Source organism: Winogradskyella sp. (genome assembly GCF_028289625.1).
Lineage (GTDB): Bacteria > Bacteroidota > Bacteroidia > Flavobacteriales > Flavobacteriaceae > Winogradskyella.
This window is the reverse complement of sequence record NZ_JANQOM010000039.1, coordinates 19,893-38,744: the sequence shown is the minus strand read 5'-3', so window position 1 is coordinate 38,744 and position 18,852 is coordinate 19,893. Positions and strand designations below refer to the sequence as shown.

Sequence of the window (18,852 nt, the reverse complement as noted above, 5' to 3'; positions counted from 1 at the left end):
TTTCATGGATTAATTCTTAATGGCCTTTAAAGAATCGATCTGACGCTGTAGTGCCTCGATTTGTTTGGTATTATCATCTACTTTAGGAATTGTTTTTAAGGAGTCTATGGCTTGCTCAATCATATCCTCGTCTTTTGGTGTTTCATTATAGTAATAACCAATGCCTTCTTCTGATCTCCAAGCTTCGTTTAACTGACTATAAACGTTCTCGTCCCAAGTGCTAGGATGCTTCACATCTATCCAAACCACATCTCGATACTCACTATCTATCAAGACCAAATCTGGCGTAGCAGCACCATCAAACTGTTGTGCGTTCTGGGCGCTTATAGAAGAAATAGTGCCTAGAAAAAACATACGTTTTCTACCTGCTATATCTTTAATGTAAGGCCTAAATTCTACTGGTGTGCTGGCATTCCAATCGTATTCTTTTCTAGATTCCTTAACCTTTAATGGCATGGCAGAAACGCCAGCATAGCCTTGTTTCTTCGTAGCATGGTCATAATAATATAACCTGTCCGTACCATCAGCGGGTACGAAAACACTATAACTTAGACTTGTTCGCTCATCACCAACAGGTTCTAAACCAAACCAATGATATAATCCGCTGTAGGCATCCGAATTACTTCCGGCAAAATCAAAATCCGTTACATAAGGTTGTTGGTTTTGGTCCTTAGGCATCAAAGGTATTTTAACCGCAGTTTCCATATTCCAAGGTAAAGGATCACTAAAACCTCCTAAAAATTTTAAAGACTCTGCCTGTAGTTGAGATACTTTTTCAGATAATGTATTTTGCTTGGTTAAAAATTTATAGTTTTTTACTTCATCAGGATTTATAAACGTTCCCTTTCCAATGGTTATACGTTCTAAATAGTCATTAAAATTATGATCACCATTATCAATAATCATCACACCACCAAACGTTGGATATGGAAAGAAAAAGCCTTTCCACTTTATTAAACTCACCACTTGCACCCATACGCCTTCATCATTTTTCATGTAAAAGGTATCGCTTGGTTCATAATTAAATAACATCCAAGGATTAAAACGCTGTACCACTGCATTGTAGGTGTTTCTGCTAAACATGAGTGATTCGCCTATTGAAAACGTAATATCGACACGGTTTTCATTTGAAAACCTTGGAAATGGCGTAGTGCTACTTACAGAAAATACCTCCTCTGTATTATCACTGATACGCTGCATAATATATTTTTCACTAGGCTGAATGGCCATCGTCCATTTATTTTCTGTACCAATGCGTACTAAATGTGGCAAAGACACGTCTTTAGTTTCCCCAACACTTTCATTAGCCATTGAAAATATGTTTCGCAATGGTTGTATACGCTCATTTTGTGTTAAAGGGAGTTCATCTATTTCTACCCTATTGAGATTATTGAACACATTATAGGTTTTCATATAATCGTAGAGCCCTTGGTTCCAACCTAAAAAATACAATAGCCCAAAAAATACGATTAAAAGACCTAGAATACCTAAACGTCCGCCAGTACTGGCTGTCCTTCTGAATTTTCTGAGTCCCAAAATTAAAATCAATAGGCTCACAAGAATTATGAATATATATTTTCTTAGAAAAAGTAAGACAGGTTGATAATCGTCCCTAAAAAAGAAGAGCGCAAGTACGAGCAAAATTCCAACGATAACAGCGATTCGTTTTTGTTTTGCTCCTTTATTCCAATAGTTTTTAATCATGGTAATTAGTTGTCATTGCGAATCCCAAAATTTTGGGATGTGGCAATCTTTTAGTTTATAGTTAGATTTTCAATTTAAAAAGATTACGTCGTCATTTCATTCCTCGTAATGACATTTTCACATCAGACCCTTATCCTTTAATCGGTCTCGTGCACTTTTCTTTTCAGCTTCAGGCTCGGGTTCTGTTTGTATGTCTTCTTTGGTTTCTTTAATTTCCTTGGTTGTGTCTGGCTTTAAGTCTTCAATCAAATCCTTGCCCTTTTCAACAGCATCACCTAACAAATCACCAATAGAATCACTTTTTTCTTCAATGACTTTGGATGATTTGATTACAAAATTTGCCAGATAAGTTCCGATTATGGTTCCTGTAGCAAAGGTGGCCAAACCAGATAAGCCATAGAAATTTGAAAAAACCTTAATTGGTGTTAAGAATTGAAGAATTAATCCAACGACCAAAAGAGAAATTACCACAAACAGTAATCTAGGTATGAAGGGTTGCTTATAGATAAACCCCTTTGGGTTATCAGCACTCATCTGGAGTTCTTTACTATTCATTATTTTATTAATAAATCGGTAAGCGCCGTTTCCATTAGATTCTCGCCAGTATATAAAAATCCCTACGAGGATAGCTGAAACAAAAATTATGATGTCGATTCCTAATCCCATTTTATTGAATTTAAGGTTCTTTATAAAATTAGTCTAAAATTCCTAAATATTGTTACGAATTGTTTCAATCACCCAATCTCTAAATGAATCATCCCAAGTCTCATAACTTTTATAAAACTGCTCTTTATCATACCAATACAAAAACAAAACATCCTTAGGTGAAATATTAATCAATAACTTATGTATGAGGTCACGATGCTTAGTAGATAGCGAAGAATGCGGTTGGTGCAATGCAAAATACATGGACTGATCGACCATATCTTCAATTTTGAAAGCATTACTGCGTTCGAGTCTTTCGAGATATAGCTCAGCACCCATGATCTGTTTTCTGGATTTTATATCAATTTTGTTAAGATAACTCCTAAATAAGGACTTGCTATCCAAGATTTCTTTTATAGGATGTTCTGCATCTTTAAGCAATTGATACAGCTCAAATTTTTTGATGCGATCATAGTTTGGTGTTTTTACCATATACTCCAAATCGCATTCAATAATGATGTGACTCTTTAGCTTGTCAACCAATTCTGGCTGGTCAATATGATAAATCAGTACATCGTGAATGGTATCCTTAATGGCTTCTTTATATGCGTCTTCACTTTCAAAAACCAAAATAGGCTTGATGAAGTCTCTTAATAGGTAAACACCGTCAAAAGCTCTTGTATAAAAGGAGTCCGTAGAAAAATTTAGCGGATGAAGGTTTAAATCCCTATTGCGTAAATCGCCATAAGTCTTTGCGGAATCCAATAATTCTTTGTGGATGCGTTCGTCTATAAAATTATTTCCCGTTCTAAATTTATCGACAAGTTGAAGCTGTTCTTTTTGTTTTTCTACGAGATTATCTATTAACCTAAAGGTGATACTAACATCTTCGTATTTAAGAACATCCAAAGGTTCATAAAAAACATCTATGTCTTGGTCGAAATCAATACAAATCGCAGAATCTCTCGTGATATCATTAATTTTACTACCATGTGTTTTAAAAATATGCCGCATCATTTCCCTATCGAAGGAATGAAACGGTAAATAAACAGGTTTTCCTTTCTGTAAAGGTGAAATTATAATACCATGTGGATTGGCATCACCATGGTTTAAATAGTGGACATCCTTCTTTTCTTCTGCCACTTCTGGACTCCATCCCACTCCGTCAATAGAGAAGGATTTGAGCTTTGTTGTTTTGAATCCTAAGGTTTTTAAGCATTTATTATAACGTTCGACCAGTTTTCCACTTACCGGAATCAGTTCACTTCTATATAGATTGGCTTCCTTTAATTTTTGCATTACAACAACTTATGGATTTGAGCATACTGCAATAGCATAATTGTTTTGGCATCAATAATCTCTTCGTCTTCCATCATCCTAATTGCTTTTTTAAATGGTATTTCTATGAGCTCTATTTCTTCGTGCTCACTTTCTAAGCCACCACCATCGTTTATTTTCATACTGTCATCATATTCCGTAACAAATAAGTACATTTTTTCTGTTAATGCACCTGGTGATGTATATGCTGTTAGCACTTGCTTAGCATTCTCAATCTTGTAGCCCACTTCTTCTTCGGTTTCTCTTATAATAGTTTCCAAAGGTGAATCGTTGCCATCAATGGCGCCAGCACAAACCTCTATTGACATACTATCCTTAGTATCGTTCTCATAAATCGGCATTCGGAATTGCCTAGTTAATATAACTGTGCCTTTGTCTTTATTGTACAACAATATAGCGGCACCATTACCACGATTATAAGTTTCGCGAGATAAGCGTTTCCATTGGCCATTCTTAAATTGAAAGTCATAATCTATCCTGTGCAATGTTGCCCAATCATTAGAGAGGTTGATGTGTTCTATGTTTTTTAGACTTTTCATTCGTTATGGGATTCCTCGTCGTTAGTTTCTCACTCTACCGGAATGATAAATCCACAGTATTTATTTCTAATTTTCTCTTTCAAACCGCTCCCTTGCTTCAGTTTCAATATTCAGCTGATTAATTCTGGCATCCACTTTACGCTTAAAGTCAGTATCCGCAATGGTAGCCACATTATCTAAATAACGTACTACCTCTTGGCGTCTAATATCGCTAAAATCTAGTCCTTTCATATTGGCACGCATCAGCTCTTGCAACATGCCGAATTTGGTATCGTAATCTTTTTTGAAATAGATTTCAGGATTATCGAACCAATCGGGTTCTAAATCAAAATCCGTTAAACGCAGTGAAACTGCTTTTTGAATATTCCTCACATCGCGCGATGAAAAGAATGGAAATATCTTCTGCATCTCGGTATATAAATGTGCATAGAACATATGATCATCATCGTCATACTTCTTAGCGACTTCTTCAAAAGTCTCAAGCACACGCTCTTCAGTTGGCTTATCAATTTTTTCTAATATCTCACCAAGGTTCTTTGCCACCTTTTGCGCATCGAGAAACTTGTAATCTTCAGGATTATCCATATTAATGAAATCTGGCATGGTATCCTCTAATTTTCGCCACCATAAATAATCCTGATCTACAAAATCTTTTTCATTACGTGCTCCATCAATCTTAAAACGGCCTTGAACACGCGAAATCACCGCTTTATCTAACATTTCTGGTAAGTTGGTAAATAAGCCGATAGAACTGTTGCCATAGTTAACCGCGTAAGCACCTTCTGTATACCTTAAAAATACACCTATCACCTCTTTTACTCCTGCAGAAACCCCTTGCGCTGTTCGTTCTTGTAGGTTGTTTTCTGCATCATCAATTGGTGCAAAAATCAATCGAGTCGGGTCTTGTAAGGGTTTCATCCACTCTACCATCTTTTCTGCTGAGCCTCCTTGAAACGTACTTACAATTGTATCTGGCATAGGATGAAACAAAAATGGAATTTCCAGATGCTCACTATGTTCCTTCAATCGCGTTGCTATGGCAGCAATGAGCATACTTTTTCCTGTACCGGGAATTCCATAACCCATGAACACTGGCATAAAACCTCCCAATTCTTGAAATGGATTCTTCTTGGCTTCAAAGTCATAGCTCAGGAGCCTTTCCGTTAAACGTCTGGCGAAGTGCTTAGCATCTTTATTACCAACAATTTGCTCAAACTGTACTTTGTTGAATTCCACACTAACCGCTGTACCTTGAAAGACGTTGTTCCAGCCATCAACAGCAAAATCGGAATTCTCTAATTTATAGGCCCTATCGACAATGGTTTCAGTATATTCTAAACTACTTTTTCGCAATTGAATTTCATCAATCAACGCTTCAAAGTAAACCACCGTAAAGTCAATGACATCTCTATCGGTTTTAATAATGTCTGGATGCCCTAAATACTTGTCATAATAAAATAACTGACAGGAAATTCCCTTCAATGGAGATAACAAAGATACTTCTGGAATACCTGCAAATTTTTGTTTCATTACTGATAAATCGTCTGAAGCATGCGGTTTTAAATCATGAAGTATTTTATAAGCCGTTGCAAACAACATAAATGCCGTTGCCGTTTGCATTTTGCTTTCATATTCCCGCTTTCCTGCCCTATCTAACGCAGACCTGTTTTCGTGTAAGGTGGATAATCCTGAAGCATCATAATAACTGTCCTTAATCCATAAACCTAGTGTGATGCCTTCTTGTACACCAAACAAAGAGTGATTTAAATCAATAGGAATTGCCACAGATTCTGGCAACAAGCGTTTCTTTAAAGCTAAAATCGTTTTAGAAACCGATGTTACGGCAACGCTACTGCCATTATTGGCTCTTGACAGATACAAAAGAATCGACCCGTCCTTACCATCGTTATCTCTATTCTTAACACGCTGACTCTGCTCCCATTGAATGGATTTTAGATAAGACGTCGCTTCATCTCGAAGCATATCGAGTTCATTTTGTTTTATAGGGAAGGTTGAGTTGTGTTCCATTTAGATTTATGTAATTATATTGAAAGAATAGACTTATTCCCAAGATTCGAAAAACTCGGTTATATCCGTTCCATTGTTGTCTATGTAAATATTATCCCAATATAAGCTTTGGTTAGTTTTAATGAAAACCCGATAGTAGCCTGTACTAAAACCATCTAGATTTAAAGTAATATTGGTATTTGACAGGCCATTAAAAGCTTGCACAGAAGCTTGGGAAATTTCGTTTACTGTATAAGTGTTCTCATTTAGGATTTCATCAAAATCGGTATCCTGATAAATTTGCTGAGCATTTGCACTAACTAACCAAACATCAGTCATAACTTCATTGGTCTGTGAAATCTCTATAGTTAGAGCACTAATTACGGGATTAGGGTAGGCTATTATAGCTACTGAAGATATGCCGATTGGCATTCTTACGTTTGGATTGCCCAACCTAAAAATATTATTTACATCTGATTTTGCATTCACACCAGTTACAAGATTAATGGCCGTGATGTCATTTGACGAACCATTATCATCATCATTTGAACAACCAAAAACAATGAGTGTGCAGAGGAAAAGTGCGTAAAACTTTAGTTTGTTTTTCATAATAAATTTTAATCCTTAATTTTTAAATCAGAAACCTGAACTGGTGGAATAGCCAACTTGTTCATTATTTCTGGTGTTTTATTGTATAATAATTGTATAATTCTATGTGGTGCAAATACATAACGCTGTCTAAATGTGTTTCCCCATTTTTGAAAGATTTGCTTGTTGAAAAAGCCCCCTTCCTTAAATTCACTTTTAGAACCAAGTTCGTCTACTTTAAAAGACACTGCATAAGACTCTAACGGTATGGTCTTTTTTGATATCCCATCTAAAATTGCATGCGTTACGTCGTTTTCGTCTTTAGCAAATACATTATGAATTGGCCCTAGATCGATACGTCTGATTAATTTAGGCAATACCTTTGGCAGTCGTTTATCTATAGCATAAGCCATCGTATCTAAAGCCATTTCACGGTCAGAAGTGTTTTTGAGAACACTGTAAATTTCGTCTTTATAACCTTGAACATCCCTTCCGTCATAGTTAAAATACATATAGCAAATAAAGGGTCTGTTGTGCGTAACGTCGTAAAAACTCCAACTGACCAAATGCTCTGCTTGCGAACCTTTTGGAGCACCAATAATCTTTCCTTGTACAAAACGATTGAAAATATATTCCTTTCTAGCAGACGTATAATACACTATCGATGAAGCCTGAAACAGCTTTCGCTTAGAAATAGGCTGCTTTTTTCGCATTAAGGTATCCAAAAATTCATCTTTTAGGACATCCACATCTGTAAGTCTGCCGAGAAATTCTTCCCTGAGCTCTAAATCATTGAACAAGTAACGGAACTCCAAATAATTTGGGAAGCTGGAATCTGTTAAGTCTACCTTCATATTCTCATCGTCATTGTACATATATTTCACGCGCATAGCCTCAATGGAATACAACAGTAAGTCTGTATATTGCTTAAATAGCAAAACTTCTTGTTGATTCAATATTTGTTTGGCTTGAACTGCTGTTATAAGTTCTTTGAGCGTAAAATCTATCATTTTATGATAGAATATATATTGCTCTTTAGAATCTAGAGTTGCTGAATCTAAGGGAGTAACTATCATTCTTCAAGTATCCAATTTACAAAGGCCGTGAATAGTGTTTAAATCGGCAACTGATTACCATCTATCCAAGTAAATCATCTGCTTCTGGTTTTGGTTCACCTTCGGGCTCACCTCCACCATCGCTTGGTGCATTAGAATCGGCATTATAGTATTCGTTAAAAATCTCTTTCATATCGATGCCATAACGATCGGCAAAGTTTTTCTGAATTTCGGCATCTTTAGATCGTATATCTTTTAAAGCTTCAGCATAGCTGCCATAAATCCCTTGCATCACTTTCTCGTGTACTGGAATGTTATCCATCATTTCTTGACGCGCCTTAGCACTTGCTGTATGCATAGCAGCTAGGGTTTCACCAATATGCTCATCGGTTTTTACACCTAAATGTTCTAAAATTGCTGCAAACTCTTGATCTGTACGTGCTTTTAAGGCCACAACATAACCATCATAATATTTTAAACGCTCATCTGTATCCGATTTAAGCTTAGCACGATGGGTTTGCAAATTACTTCTTAGAGAGGTCAATACCTTAATGGTTAAGTTATGTTTATGTACAAAACTATCTTTAGAAGCGGCTAATGTGGTATAAGCATTCTTAAGACCTTCCAGTTCTTCTACTTTTTGTTCGAGTTGTGTTACTCTCTCTAAAGCCTCGGAATATTCAGGAGATTGCTTATCGGCAACTTCTTCTAAAGCCTGTCTTGCCTGCTTTAACAAAGCATACTGTTCTTCGAGTCTTGCTTCAACTTCTTCCTTCTTTTGAAGTGCTTTAGTGTGGTTGTTACTAGCTTCAACAATGGCTACTTTTAAGCTCTCCTCAACTTCCTTGATTTCGAGTTCTCTATCTTTTAAACGTTTAATGGCAGCTTGACTCTTAAACGATAATTCATTGAGTAGGGTTTGCACATCAGCAGTTTCGATACGCTCTTGGAACATCGCCTTGGCTCTATTATCGGCACCATCACGTTGTTTTTGGGCAGCGGTTAATTCGTCTTCGGCCTTTTTAATTTTACTTTTGCGTCCCCAAAGATTATTCCACCATGTGTCTGGTTTAGCTTTTGCATCTTCTAGTTCAACTTTGGCACGCTCTAAACGTTTAACGGCATCATCGATGATTTTTTGTTCAGCGGCATTAAGCGCGGAGAACCCTTCAAACATAATCCCTACCTCATCTTGATAATCTGTTAAATCCTTAATAGCATCCAAAAGTGTTGTTCTGTCCTTCTCTGCCATATCCACAACATTGTCTAATGTGGCATTTAAGATCTTCTGACGACTTTCGGGATCATCTTCTTGAGCCAATTTAGACTTCATTTGGTCTATGGCTTTTCCCCAGTTGACTTCTACTTTTTCAGTTTTTTCTTGTGAGTTGGTCTCTAATAAATCAAAATCATCAGACATATTATATCAAGTTATTTTAGTTGAACAAATTTTAGGATAAGCAATTTCGGCAATTTTTTAAGACTATAAAAACTTTACCTTCAAATTATAGGTAGCATTAATAATAAAATTGTTACACTATTTTAAATGTTACCAATTATTGAATCTCAGCATATAATAAAGACCTCTACCTGGTATTTGAAAAGACTATTTTTTGTTGCAAAATGATAAAATATTGTCTCTTTTAGTTTTATCTGTAAGATTTTACAACTAAAGTACAGTTGATAATTCTATCAAAAAGGTTTTTTGAATTACTATTGAGTGATTTTAGAAATGTTAAATTTTTGAGTTGTTAACAACTTAGCAAAACCTGTCTTTTAACCGAAAACACTGCGTTTTATCGAATATTTTATTCGTTTTAACGATAAAATTGTTTATAAGAAAACTGTAATTTCTTTAAAATTAAGTAATTGGCTTAGGTTTTTTTTCTATATTAGCACCATAGAACCCAAATCTAACCGTTTTAACCATGCTTAATAAACTGCTTTCCAAGGCTTTAATAGTGACAACCACACAATTAACTATGATTCTGATAGCCGTAGCATCTATATTCCTTGTATTTATTATTATTGCCATTATAAAAATGTACAAGCTAAAAGCTGAAAACAAAAAGCTTATGGAAACCAACGCTTTTAAAGATTACGAAGCAACAGATAAAGAATTTACGGGTCATTTATACGGTGACAACTAGAATAATAACAAATAATCAAATAAAAAGGCCTGCAATTTAGCAGGCCTTTTTATTTGATTATTTAATGTGTGTTATTATCTAACTAACTTTTTATATTTAATACGTTTGGGCATTAGATCTGCTCCGAGTCGTTTCTTTTTATTCTCCTCATAATCACTAAAACCACCTTCGAAGAAATAGACTTGTGAATTGCCTTCAAAGGCAAGTATATGGGTACAAATTCTATCTAAAAACCATCTATCATGGCTAATGACAACAGCACAACCCGCAAAATTCTCCAATCCTTCTTCCAAAGCTCTTAATGTATTGACATCTAAATCATTGGTGGGCTCATCCAAAAGTAATACATTACCTTCTTCTTTTAATGTCATTGCTAAGTGCAATCGGTTTCTTTCACCTCCGGACAATAGCTTCACCTTTTTATTCTGCTCACTTCCGGAAAAATTAAAACGACTCAAATACGCTCTAGAATTTACTTGACGATTACCCATCATTATCAACTCTTGTTCATCACTAAAGTTTTGCCAAATCGTTTTTTCTGGATCTATGTTAGCATGTTTTTGGTCCACGTAAGCAATCTTGGCAGTCTCACCAACCTCAAATTCACCTTTATCTGGAGTTTCTTCTCCCATTATCATTCGAAAAATAGTGGTCTTACCTGCTCCATTAGGCCCAATAACTCCTACAATACCTGCTTGTGGCAACTTAAAATTTAGATCGTCATAAAGTAATTTGTCATCATAACCTTTAGCAACTCCTATAGCTTCAATAACATTAGTCCCTAAACGTGGACCATTGGGAATATAGATTTCCAATTTTTCATCGAGCTGCTTTTGGTCTTGGTTCATCAGTTTGTCATAATTTTTCAAACGTGCTTTTTGCTTTGTTTGACGACCTTTAGCGCCTTGTCTTACCCATTCTAACTCTCGCTCTAATGTTTTTTGACGCTTTGATGCTGATTTACTTTCTTGAGCCAAGCGCTTAGACTTTTGGTCTAGCCAGGATGAATAGTTGCCTTTCCAAGGAATCCCTTCTCCTCTATCGAGCTCTAAAATCCAACCGGCTACATTATCTAAAAAGTATCTATCGTGAGTTACAGCAATCACAGTTCCCTTATACTGTGCCAAATGGTGCTCTAACCAATGTACCGATTCTGCGTCTAAATGGTTGGTTGGCTCATCCAAAAGTAACACATCAGGTTCTTGAAGCAATAAACGACATAAAGCTACTCTACGTCGCTCACCACCAGAAAGCACACTAATCTTTTTATCACTGTCTGGAGTCCTTAAAGCATCCATAGCAATTTCGAGTTTTGTATCCAACTCCCAGGCATTAGAAGCGTCGATTTGATCTTGAAGCTCTGCTTGGCGATTCATCAGCTTTTCCATCTTATCTGGATCGCTATAAACTTCTTCTAGACCAAACTGCTCATTGATGCTATTGTACTCGTCAAGAATAGCCACAGTTTCTGCAGCGCCTTCCTTTACTACATCCATTACGGTTTTTTCATCATCCAATTGTGGCTCTTGCTCCAAATAGCCTACTGAATAATCTTGGGAAAACACAACATCTCCTTGATAGTTTTTATCAACTCCAGCAATTATTTTTAGTAACGTTGATTTACCCGACCCATTAAGACCCAGGATACCTATTTTAGCACCATAGAAAAAACTGAGATATATATTTTTGAGTACTGGAGTATTAGCTGATTGAAATGTCTTGGTAACACCAGACATTGAAAAAATGACTTTTTTATCGTCGCTCATAATTATACACGTCCTTTTAAAGCATTAAACACCCATGCTATTGCAAAAAAACCAATGCCTACGGTTGCAAATCCCCAACCTGCAACATCATCGTATCGGTAAGCACCCATCAGAATTAATAAAATACCCATTATTATCATGAGTACCGTAGCCCATGCGAGTACGGTATTTTTATTCATCGCCATAATCTTAAAAATTTTATTAGATAGTTAGTTGAAACACAAATATCGTGAAATAAACCAAAAAAGCATTCTTTAATAAGAATGCTTTTAAATTTATGACTATCGATTTTTATTGAAACTAAGGCATCCGTTCTGCCATAATAACTGAATCTGAGTTTTTGTTAGCAGTTGGGAAGTAATGACACAGCTAAACTAACTTACTGGAAGAAATCCCATCTTTCCTATCTGGTAATCGCGCATAGCTTCGAGCAATTCTGTTTGTGTGTTCATAACATAAGGCCCATAAGTGGCCACTTCCTCATTAAAGGGTTCACCAGATAGAAACAATAGTAAACTATTATTTTCTGCTTCGATCTTAAAACCATCTCCATCTTGGTTAAAATAAACCAACTGGTTTTTATTCAATTCCAAAGTGGTTTCATTATTTACCCTTACTTTTCCTTTTAGCAGATACAACATACCTTGGTGTGAGCTAGTAAAATGAACCGTTTCCGTTCCGCCTTGTTTAGCTTCAATCATAAATGCATTGACCGACGTTTGCGTTACAATTTTGCCTTGTTTTTCATTTAATGAACCTGCTACAATTTTCGTTTTTACCTTATTATCAGGCGAACTAACCACTTCAAATTCTTCACTTTTAGCGTGCTGGTAATTGGGCTGAATCATTTTCTTTTCTTCAGGTAAATTCAACCATAGTTGAATACCTTCTATAGTTCCTCCTTTGCTTACAAACTCCTTGGTTGGACCTTCAGCATGGATAATACCTCTGCCAGCAGTAGTCCACTGTACGTCACCAGCTTTGACCACACTTTCATGACCGAGTGAATCGCGATGCAATTGTTCCCCTTGTACCAAAAAGGTGACTGGCTCAAATCCTCTGTGAGGATGTGGTCCTAAATCAAAAGGATTGCTTTCAGGACTTATGGTATATGGTCCGTAGTGGTGTAACAATATAAATGGGTCTATCATTTCTATTTGTTGTGTTGGTAGTGGTTGACGTAGTCGTATAGGACCCATATTTACAAAGTCACTACGCCCTACTCGTTTTATTGTATTTGTTTTCATTTTAATTTCTATTATATTATTTTCCATGGAAAATATTTGGTTAAAAAAATGTATTATCGCATTTTGTCTAAGAGGTTGCTCAATTGTTCTGCTTCTTTTTCGCTTAAATTCTTAAGCAACTCTTTGTTTATTTTATTAGGTATAGATTTTAATAAGTCTTTGCCTTCTTCTGTTATTGCAATTTTTACAACGCGCCTATCATGTTCTGACGGCAAGCGCTCAATATAGTTTTTGGAACAAAGTTTATCCATTAATCGGGTGGCATTTGGTGAGCGTTCTAACATTCTATCTTTTATCACCTGAACTTTTAGTGGCTCACCAGCACCTCTCAATATTCTTAGAATATTGTATTGCTGTGGCGAAATACCATAATCCTTAAAAAATTCATTTTGGCAACTGTTAATCCAATTGGCTGTATAAATAATATTAAGTAAAGCTTTTACTCTATTATTTTCGAATTTTGAATTGATATCCTTTGCTAAATCTCCCATATTAAAATCTAACATCGTTATATTCACTGCGCTTTCTAAAAACAGCATTGGCAAAAGGGCAAAGCGGCATAATCTTTAAGTTATTCTCTCTCGCAAAGTTGACTGCAGCTTCAACCAAGCTGTAACCAATACCTTGACCTTTTTGAGACTCATCGACTTCAGTATGGTCAATAATAATCTTGTCTGGACCTGCATAGCTATAGGTCATTAAGCCTAATTTTTGACCATCTACTTCATAATAGAACTCGCCTTTCTTTTCATTTTCTGACTGTTGGATATTCATAATTATAAACTGTCTTCAAATTGTTTCACTTCTTCTAATAATTCATTGTTTAGTTCTTCATTGGTAATTTTTCCATCTGAAAAATTGTTATGAAATGCTGGTAAAGAAAATTTCCCAACAATATTGGCATCATGTCTCGGAAAACGATCAGAAGCCATTCCCATTACAGAAAGCCCTCCACGTTGTCCTGGTGATGTCGCCATTAGTAACATGGGTTTTCCTAAAAAGGTTTTTTGCTCTACTCGTGTTGCCCAATCAAATACATTTTTAAATGCACCCGAATAAGCTCCATTATATTCGGCTAAAGACACAACAATACCGTCTGCACGTCTTATTTCGTCAACAAAAGCTACTGCCTCTTTTGGGTGACCAGATTCCTTTTCCCTATCCGAGCTGTAGATTGGCATTTCGTAATCATTAAGGTCCAGAACCTTAACTTCAACATTATTTACCAAGCTTGATGCATAAGTAGCTAGTTGCTTGTTTATAGATGTACTGCTATTGCTTCCAGCTAACACTATTATTTTTCTCATTTCTGTTTTCCTTTTTTGTTTATACAAATTTAGAAAAATAAAATTTGTTTTCCAAGGAATATATTTCCATGTAATAAATATTTAACGTTTCATTTAGAAAACAGCTTTAACAATTAATGGTATAGTTTCGTAAATTCGTAGCAAATAAAAATGTATTGATGGATATTAAATTCAATAAAAACGAAGATCATAATAAACTTTTACTCTCAGATTTAAAAAAACGATTAGCCAAGGTTAAGCTTGGTGGTGGTGAAAAAAGTATAGAAAAACACCACAGCAAAGGAAAAATGACAGCGAGAGAACGTATTGATTATCTACTCGACTCTAAGTCAAAGTCCATAGAAATTGGTGCTTTTGCTGGAGAGGATATGTATAAAGATTATGGTGGTTGTCCATCAGGTGGTGTAGTCGTAAAAATAGGTTACATAAAAGGAAAACAATGCATGGTCGTTGCTAACGACGCTACAGTTAAAGCTGGAGCTTGGTTTCCAATTACAGGGAAAAAGAATTTAAGAGCTCAAGAAATAGCCATCGAAAATCGCTTACCTATTATTTACCTTGTTGATAGTGCAGGTGTATTTTTACCTATGCAAGATGAAATCTTTCCAGATAAGGAACATTTTGGTCGCATATTTAGAAATAATGCCATTATGAGCAGTATGGGAATTACACAAATCGCAGCAGTAATGGGTAGTTGCGTTGCTGGTGGTGCTTACTTACCTATTATGAGTGACGAAGCTCTTATCGTTGACAAAACTGGTAGTATCTTTTTAGCAGGAAGCTATTTGGTTAAGGCGGCCATTGGAGAAACTATAGATAACGAAACGCTTGGAGGGGCGACAACGCACTGTGAAATTTCAGGAGTTACGGATTATAAAGCTAAAGATGACAAAGATGCTTTGGATACCATTAAGAACATCGTTGATAAAATCGGTGATTTTGATAAAGCAGGTTATAACCGAATAAAAGCCGCCAAACCTGAAGAAAATCCGGAAGATATCTATGGTATCTTACCCAATAGTCGAGCTGATCAGTATGATATGAACGAGATCATAAAGCGATTAGTAGACAATTCGGAATTTGAAGAATACAAGGCTGGTTACGGACAAACCATAATTACTGGATATGCACGAATCGATGGTTGGGCCGTTGGTATTGTAGCCAATCAACGGCAAATTGTTAAAACCAAAGGCGCGAAGACGAAACCTAGTGAAATGCAGTTTGGAGGTGTGATTTATAACGATTCGGCAGATAAAGCCACGCGTTTTATAGCCAATTGCAACCAGAAGAAAATCCCACTCGTCTTCCTACAGGACGTTACTGGATTTATGGTGGGCAGTAAATCCGAACATGGTGGTATAATAAAAGATGGTGCTAAAATGGTTAACGCTGTTAGTAATTCAGTAGTACCTAAATTCACTATTGTCATAGGCAACAGTTATGGTGCCGGTAATTACGCCATGTGTGGCAAAGCATATGACCCAAGATTGATTGTAGCTTGGCCAAGTGCGGAGCTAGCTGTTATGAGTGGTAAATCTGCTGCCAAAGTGTTATTGCAAATTGAGACCGCTTCCTTAAAAAAGAAAGGCGAAACCATTACCAAAGAAAAAGAAGAGGCGTTGTTTAATAAAATAAAGTCGAGATATGATAACCAAGTATCTCCATACTATGCTGCTGCGCGACTTTGGACAGACGCCATTATTGATCCTTTAGACACCAGAACTTGGATAAGTATGGGCATTGAGGCTGCCAACCATGCACCTATTGAGAAACCTTTTAATTTAGGTGTTTTACAGGTGTAATGCAGCATAAAGAAAATAAAAAACAGCCTTTATATATCATACTATTATTGATATTGGCGGCAGAGACTATTTTTATTTTACCCTTTGTTTTGCAACGCATTTTTAGAACGACCTTCTTAGAATCGTTTTCAATTTCACAAACAGAATTAGGAAGTTGTTTTTCGGCCTATGGTATTGTAGCCTTGGTTTCCTATTTATTTGGTGGACCATTGGCGGACCGATTTAAGTCTAATGTTTTAATGTCTTCGGCACTAATTTTAACAGCGTTGGGTGGATTTTACCTATCGATTTATCCCACTCTTGTTAATCTGCATCTGCTCTACGGTTTTTGGGGATTTACAACTATTTTTTTGTTTTGGGCGGCTATGATAAAAGCAACTAGAATTTGGGGCGGATCTGATAAACAAGGGATTGCTTTTGGTTTTTTAGATGGCGGACGTGGTTTGGTCGCCGCGCTTTTTGGTTCGGGAGGTGTCATTATATTCTCGTTATTCATTACAAAAGATATTGAATTAACAACTGTTGAAGAACGTCGATTAGCATTTAAAGAAGTCATAAGATACACATCCTTGGCTGTTCTAATTATTGGAATTATTGTGTATGTTTTTTTAAGGTTTAAGGAATCGACAACGGATTCTTCTGAAAAGCCTGTAAAATTATTGACTATTAACAATTTTAAAAATGTTGCTAAATATCGTTCGGTTTGGCTACTGATGATTATCATTCTTTGTGCCTATTATGGTTATAAAATGACCGACCTTTTTAGCCAATATGCAGAGCAAGTTATGCTATACAATAAAATTGAAGCCGCCAAAATCGGGACTTATCTGTTGTACTTAAGACCTGTAATTGGAGTCATTATCGGTTTGTTGGCTGATAGAACAAGAGCTTCCTTATGGATTGTCATAGGATTTTTGTTAATGACTATTACCAGCCTCATTTTTTACTTAGGAATAATTGATGACTCAAAAACACTTTTCTTTGTGCTATCGATTGGAACCATGGCACTTGGCGTATATTCTGCCAGAGTCTTATATTTTGCTACGCTTGAAGAAGCCAAAATACCAGTAGCTATAACAGGAACCGTTGTTGGTTTTATTTCAGTAGTCGGTTATACACCAGATATTTTTGCTGGCTTATTGATGGGGTATTTTTTAGATGCTAATGAAGGTGCTTTAGGTTTGCAACACGCCTTTGGAGTTATGGGCTTGTTTACATTTGTTGGTTTAGCAGCTTCTTATTTCTTCTACAAACATCAAAAACGCATTACCTAATTTCCTTGATGCGATTTTACCCTTGGAATTGTTAGTAGTTTCGTCTGTCGACCATTGACATATCTAAATCCATCTTCGCCCCAAAATCCGGCTTCCTCGAGCATAATACGTATATCGCGCTTCCATTCTGGGATGGTCACTGTGGTGTTTAATTCTATCGCATACACCGTATTTTCACGCAAAGGATAATCGCCATTAACTGGTACACCGTTTTGTGCGTCCCACATACCGAAAGTCGTTCCGGAGGAATGCCCATAAGTTCCAAGGGGATGTGTGTATATAGCCGGTCGAAAACCTTCAGACTTACCTTGTGCTAGTGACGCTTTCAAAATGGCATTTCCGGTTTTACCAGTCTCAAAATTTGAGGTGAATATATCTTGAACTCTATTACCATCCTTTAACGCTTTTTGCAAAAATTCTGGTGGTTCTGTTTCATTTGGTTTTAGAACATAAGCCAATTCCTGACAATCGGTATTCAACCTAAGATATGTAATCCCAACATCACAATGTACTAAGTCACCCGGAAGAATGACCATATCTTCTGGTCGATTGGAAAATGCATACAAGTGATTACCTAATTCTTCCGCAGTACGCTGCACATCTACAGTAGGATGAAACCAAGTTTTCAACCCTAAAGCAATGATTTTATCTCTCATCCACCACTCCACATCAGTTGTAGTTGTTATTCCAGTTGTTATGACTTTTTCTGAAAAAGCTTCAGCGATAATATCATGGGTAATATCTACTAATTGATTGTAGATAATCATTTCTGTTTCGGTACGGGTTTCTATCCATCCAATGGCGAGCTGTTCGGCAGATTTTACTTTGGATTGATAATCTTCTGGTAGGTTATCCATAAAAGCTTCATAATCCGTTTTTACAATGCCATCACAAATATTGAAATGTTCGGAATAATTCAATCCGATTGATTTTGGCTGTCGTTCTTCAATAATTTGTATTAATCGTTTCCACTGATTGGGTTCTTTTTCCTTTTCCCAAGCAGACTTAATATTTTCGCCAAAGTTATAACGTGCCACAGCTAATTTTTCTATGGTATTGGCTTCCTTATCCCTATAAAATACGAGGATAGTTCTTCGTCTGGCATTGAGCCAAGTCGCAGGCAACATCGTCTTTAACACAGGATCTTCGTTATATTCTCGTGAAATTAAAATCCACATATCAAAACCTGTATTATCCATAAGTTTCGGCAATAACTTATCAAACCTTTCCTTTAGTATTTTATCAATCACTTCGGCCCGTTCCCGCTCAGGAAGTATCTGTTGGGCTTTAAGGTTAAGACTAATCAACACTATCAATATTAAAAAACGTTTCATTGCACAGGAAATTAAGACCACTAAAATACCTAAATTATGGCATAAAAAAAGAGTGCAAATTGCACTCTTTCTTGTCATATACTTTTGAACTAGCGA

The 18,852-nt window shown here is 36.3% G+C and carries 18 protein-coding genes; 3 read left to right on the top strand and 15 right to left on the bottom strand.

What is annotated here, in order from left to right; genetic code table 11:
- Positions 1–9: 9 nt before the first annotated feature.
- The 8 genes from Q0992_RS08240 to Q0992_RS08205 all read right to left on the bottom strand — a co-directional run bounded on the left by Q0992_RS08240 (position 10) and on the right by Q0992_RS08205 (position 9,296).
- Positions 10–1,704 (bottom strand): hypothetical protein, encoded by a 1,695-nt coding sequence (locus tag Q0992_RS08240; protein ID WP_299522291.1) that lies wholly within the window; start codon positions 1,702–1,704, stop codon positions 10–12.
- A gap of 117 nt (positions 1,705–1,821) precedes the next feature.
- Entirely contained in the window at positions 1,822–2,370 is a 549-nt protein-coding gene (locus tag Q0992_RS08235; protein WP_299522288.1) for a hypothetical protein, read from the bottom strand.
- 42 nt (positions 2,371–2,412) lie between these two features.
- A complete protein-coding gene (locus Q0992_RS08230; protein WP_299522285.1) occupies positions 2,413–3,648 on the bottom strand; it encodes a DUF6638 family protein in 1,236 nt (411 codons plus the stop codon).
- Entirely contained in the window at positions 3,648–4,226 is a 579-nt protein-coding gene (locus Q0992_RS08225) for an NUDIX domain-containing protein (RefSeq protein ID WP_299522282.1), read from the bottom strand. The genes Q0992_RS08230 and Q0992_RS08225 overlap by 1 nt, the downstream gene beginning before the upstream one ends.
- Before the next feature lie 66 nt (positions 4,227–4,292).
- Positions 4,293–6,254, bottom strand: coding sequence for an AAA family ATPase (locus tag Q0992_RS08220; protein WP_299522279.1), 1,962 nt, complete (start codon positions 6,252–6,254; stop codon positions 4,293–4,295).
- Between the two features lie 33 nt (positions 6,255–6,287).
- The gene (locus Q0992_RS08215) at positions 6,288–6,842 is read right to left on the bottom strand and encodes a hypothetical protein (RefSeq protein WP_299522276.1); all 555 of its coding nucleotides are present in this window, start codon (positions 6,840–6,842) and stop codon (positions 6,288–6,290) included.
- 8 nt (positions 6,843–6,850) lie between these two features.
- A complete protein-coding gene (locus Q0992_RS08210; RefSeq protein ID WP_299522273.1) occupies positions 6,851–7,897 on the bottom strand; it encodes a hypothetical protein in 1,047 nt (348 codons plus the stop codon).
- A 61-nt stretch (positions 7,898–7,958) separates the two neighbouring features.
- Positions 7,959–9,296, bottom strand: a complete 1,338-nt coding sequence (locus Q0992_RS08205) for a microtubule-binding protein (RefSeq protein WP_299522270.1) — start codon at positions 9,294–9,296, stop codon at positions 7,959–7,961.
- 508 nt (positions 9,297–9,804) lie between these two features.
- On the opposite strand from Q0992_RS08205, the gene Q0992_RS08200 reads away from it, so the two are divergent.
- Positions 9,805–10,026: a hypothetical protein gene (locus Q0992_RS08200; RefSeq protein ID WP_299522268.1), complete on the top strand. Its 222-nt coding sequence runs from the start codon at positions 9,805–9,807 to the stop codon at positions 10,024–10,026.
- Positions 10,027–10,100: 74 nt separating this feature from the next.
- Here the strand turns inward: Q0992_RS08200 and ettA are convergent, their stop codons facing one another.
- From ettA to Q0992_RS08170, 6 genes are all read right to left on the bottom strand, one after another.
- A complete protein-coding gene (gene ettA / locus Q0992_RS08195; RefSeq protein WP_299522265.1) occupies positions 10,101–11,792 on the bottom strand; it encodes an energy-dependent translational throttle protein EttA in 1,692 nt (563 codons plus the stop codon).
- Positions 11,793–11,794: 2 nt separating this feature from the next.
- On the bottom strand, positions 11,795–11,977 hold the full coding sequence (locus Q0992_RS08190; protein ID WP_299522262.1) for a CAL67264 family membrane protein: 183 nt from the start codon (positions 11,975–11,977) through the stop codon (positions 11,795–11,797).
- 189 nt (positions 11,978–12,166) lie between these two features.
- On the bottom strand, positions 12,167–13,066 hold the full coding sequence (locus Q0992_RS08185) for a pirin family protein (RefSeq protein WP_299522259.1): 900 nt from the start codon (positions 13,064–13,066) through the stop codon (positions 12,167–12,169).
- A 26-nt stretch (positions 13,067–13,092) separates the two neighbouring features.
- Positions 13,093–13,530, bottom strand: coding sequence for a MarR family winged helix-turn-helix transcriptional regulator (locus Q0992_RS08180; protein WP_299522256.1), 438 nt, complete (start codon positions 13,528–13,530; stop codon positions 13,093–13,095).
- Between the two features lies 1 nt (position 13,531).
- Entirely contained in the window at positions 13,532–13,813 is a 282-nt protein-coding gene (locus Q0992_RS08175) for a GNAT family N-acetyltransferase (RefSeq protein ID WP_299522253.1), read from the bottom strand.
- Positions 13,814–13,815: 2 nt separating this feature from the next.
- The gene (locus tag Q0992_RS08170; RefSeq protein ID WP_299522251.1) at positions 13,816–14,346 is read right to left on the bottom strand and encodes an NADPH-dependent FMN reductase; all 531 of its coding nucleotides are present in this window, start codon (positions 14,344–14,346) and stop codon (positions 13,816–13,818) included.
- 158 nt (positions 14,347–14,504) lie between these two features.
- Here Q0992_RS08170 and Q0992_RS08165 point away from each other — a divergent pair, with 158 nt between their 5' ends.
- Positions 14,505–16,148: an acyl-CoA carboxylase subunit beta gene (locus tag Q0992_RS08165; RefSeq protein ID WP_299522248.1), complete on the top strand. Its 1,644-nt coding sequence runs from the start codon at positions 14,505–14,507 to the stop codon at positions 16,146–16,148.
- Entirely contained in the window at positions 16,148–17,422 is a 1,275-nt protein-coding gene (locus tag Q0992_RS08160) for a nitrate/nitrite transporter (RefSeq protein WP_299522245.1), read from the top strand. The genes Q0992_RS08165 and Q0992_RS08160 overlap by 1 nt, the downstream gene beginning before the upstream one ends.
- On the opposite strand, the gene Q0992_RS08155 is transcribed toward Q0992_RS08160, so the two are convergent.
- Positions 17,419–18,756: a M24 family metallopeptidase gene (locus Q0992_RS08155; protein ID WP_299522242.1), complete on the bottom strand. Its 1,338-nt coding sequence runs from the start codon at positions 18,754–18,756 to the stop codon at positions 17,419–17,421. The genes Q0992_RS08160 and Q0992_RS08155 overlap by 4 nt on opposite strands.
- Positions 18,757–18,852: the final 96 nt, after the last annotated feature.

Excerpts from the sequence above, each read along its gene's own strand:
- Q0992_RS08240 (WP_299522291.1), bottom strand. The coding sequence starts at position 1,704 with ATGATTAAAAACTATTGGAATAAAGGAGCAAAACAAAAACGAATCGCT.
- ettA (WP_299522265.1), bottom strand. The coding sequence starts at position 11,792 with ATGAGCGACGATAAAAAAGTCATTTTTTCAATGTCTGGTGTTACCAAG.
- Q0992_RS08205 (WP_299522270.1), bottom strand. The coding sequence starts at position 9,296 with ATGTCTGATGATTTTGATTTATTAGAGACCAACTCACAAGAAAAAACT.
- Q0992_RS08155 (WP_299522242.1), bottom strand. The coding sequence starts at position 18,756 with ATGAAACGTTTTTTAATATTGATAGTGTTGATTAGTCTTAACCTTAAA.
- Q0992_RS08170 (WP_299522251.1), bottom strand. The coding sequence starts at position 14,346 with ATGAGAAAAATAATAGTGTTAGCTGGAAGCAATAGCAGTACATCTATA.
- Q0992_RS08225 (WP_299522282.1), bottom strand. The coding sequence starts at position 4,226 with ATGAAAAGTCTAAAAAACATAGAACACATCAACCTCTCTAATGATTGG.
- Q0992_RS08185 (WP_299522259.1), bottom strand. The coding sequence starts at position 13,066 with ATGGAAAATAATATAATAGAAATTAAAATGAAAACAAATACAATAAAA.
- Q0992_RS08165 (WP_299522248.1), top strand. The coding sequence starts at position 14,505 with ATGGATATTAAATTCAATAAAAACGAAGATCATAATAAACTTTTACTC.
- Q0992_RS08200 (WP_299522268.1), top strand. The coding sequence starts at position 9,805 with ATGCTTAATAAACTGCTTTCCAAGGCTTTAATAGTGACAACCACACAA.
- Q0992_RS08160 (WP_299522245.1), top strand. The coding sequence starts at position 16,148 with ATGCAGCATAAAGAAAATAAAAAACAGCCTTTATATATCATACTATTA.
- Q0992_RS08215 (WP_299522276.1), bottom strand. The coding sequence starts at position 6,842 with ATGAAAAACAAACTAAAGTTTTACGCACTTTTCCTCTGCACACTCATT.
- Q0992_RS08190 (WP_299522262.1), bottom strand. The coding sequence starts at position 11,977 with ATGGCGATGAATAAAAATACCGTACTCGCATGGGCTACGGTACTCATG.
- Q0992_RS08230 (WP_299522285.1), bottom strand. The coding sequence starts at position 3,648 with ATGCAAAAATTAAAGGAAGCCAATCTATATAGAAGTGAACTGATTCCG.
- Q0992_RS08220 (WP_299522279.1), bottom strand. The coding sequence starts at position 6,254 with ATGGAACACAACTCAACCTTCCCTATAAAACAAAATGAACTCGATATG.
- Q0992_RS08235 (WP_299522288.1), bottom strand. The coding sequence starts at position 2,370 with ATGGGATTAGGAATCGACATCATAATTTTTGTTTCAGCTATCCTCGTA.
- Q0992_RS08210 (WP_299522273.1), bottom strand. The coding sequence starts at position 7,897 with ATGATAGTTACTCCCTTAGATTCAGCAACTCTAGATTCTAAAGAGCAA.
- Q0992_RS08175 (WP_299522253.1), bottom strand. The coding sequence starts at position 13,813 with ATGAATATCCAACAGTCAGAAAATGAAAAGAAAGGCGAGTTCTATTAT.
- Q0992_RS08180 (WP_299522256.1), bottom strand. The coding sequence starts at position 13,530 with ATGGGAGATTTAGCAAAGGATATCAATTCAAAATTCGAAAATAATAGA.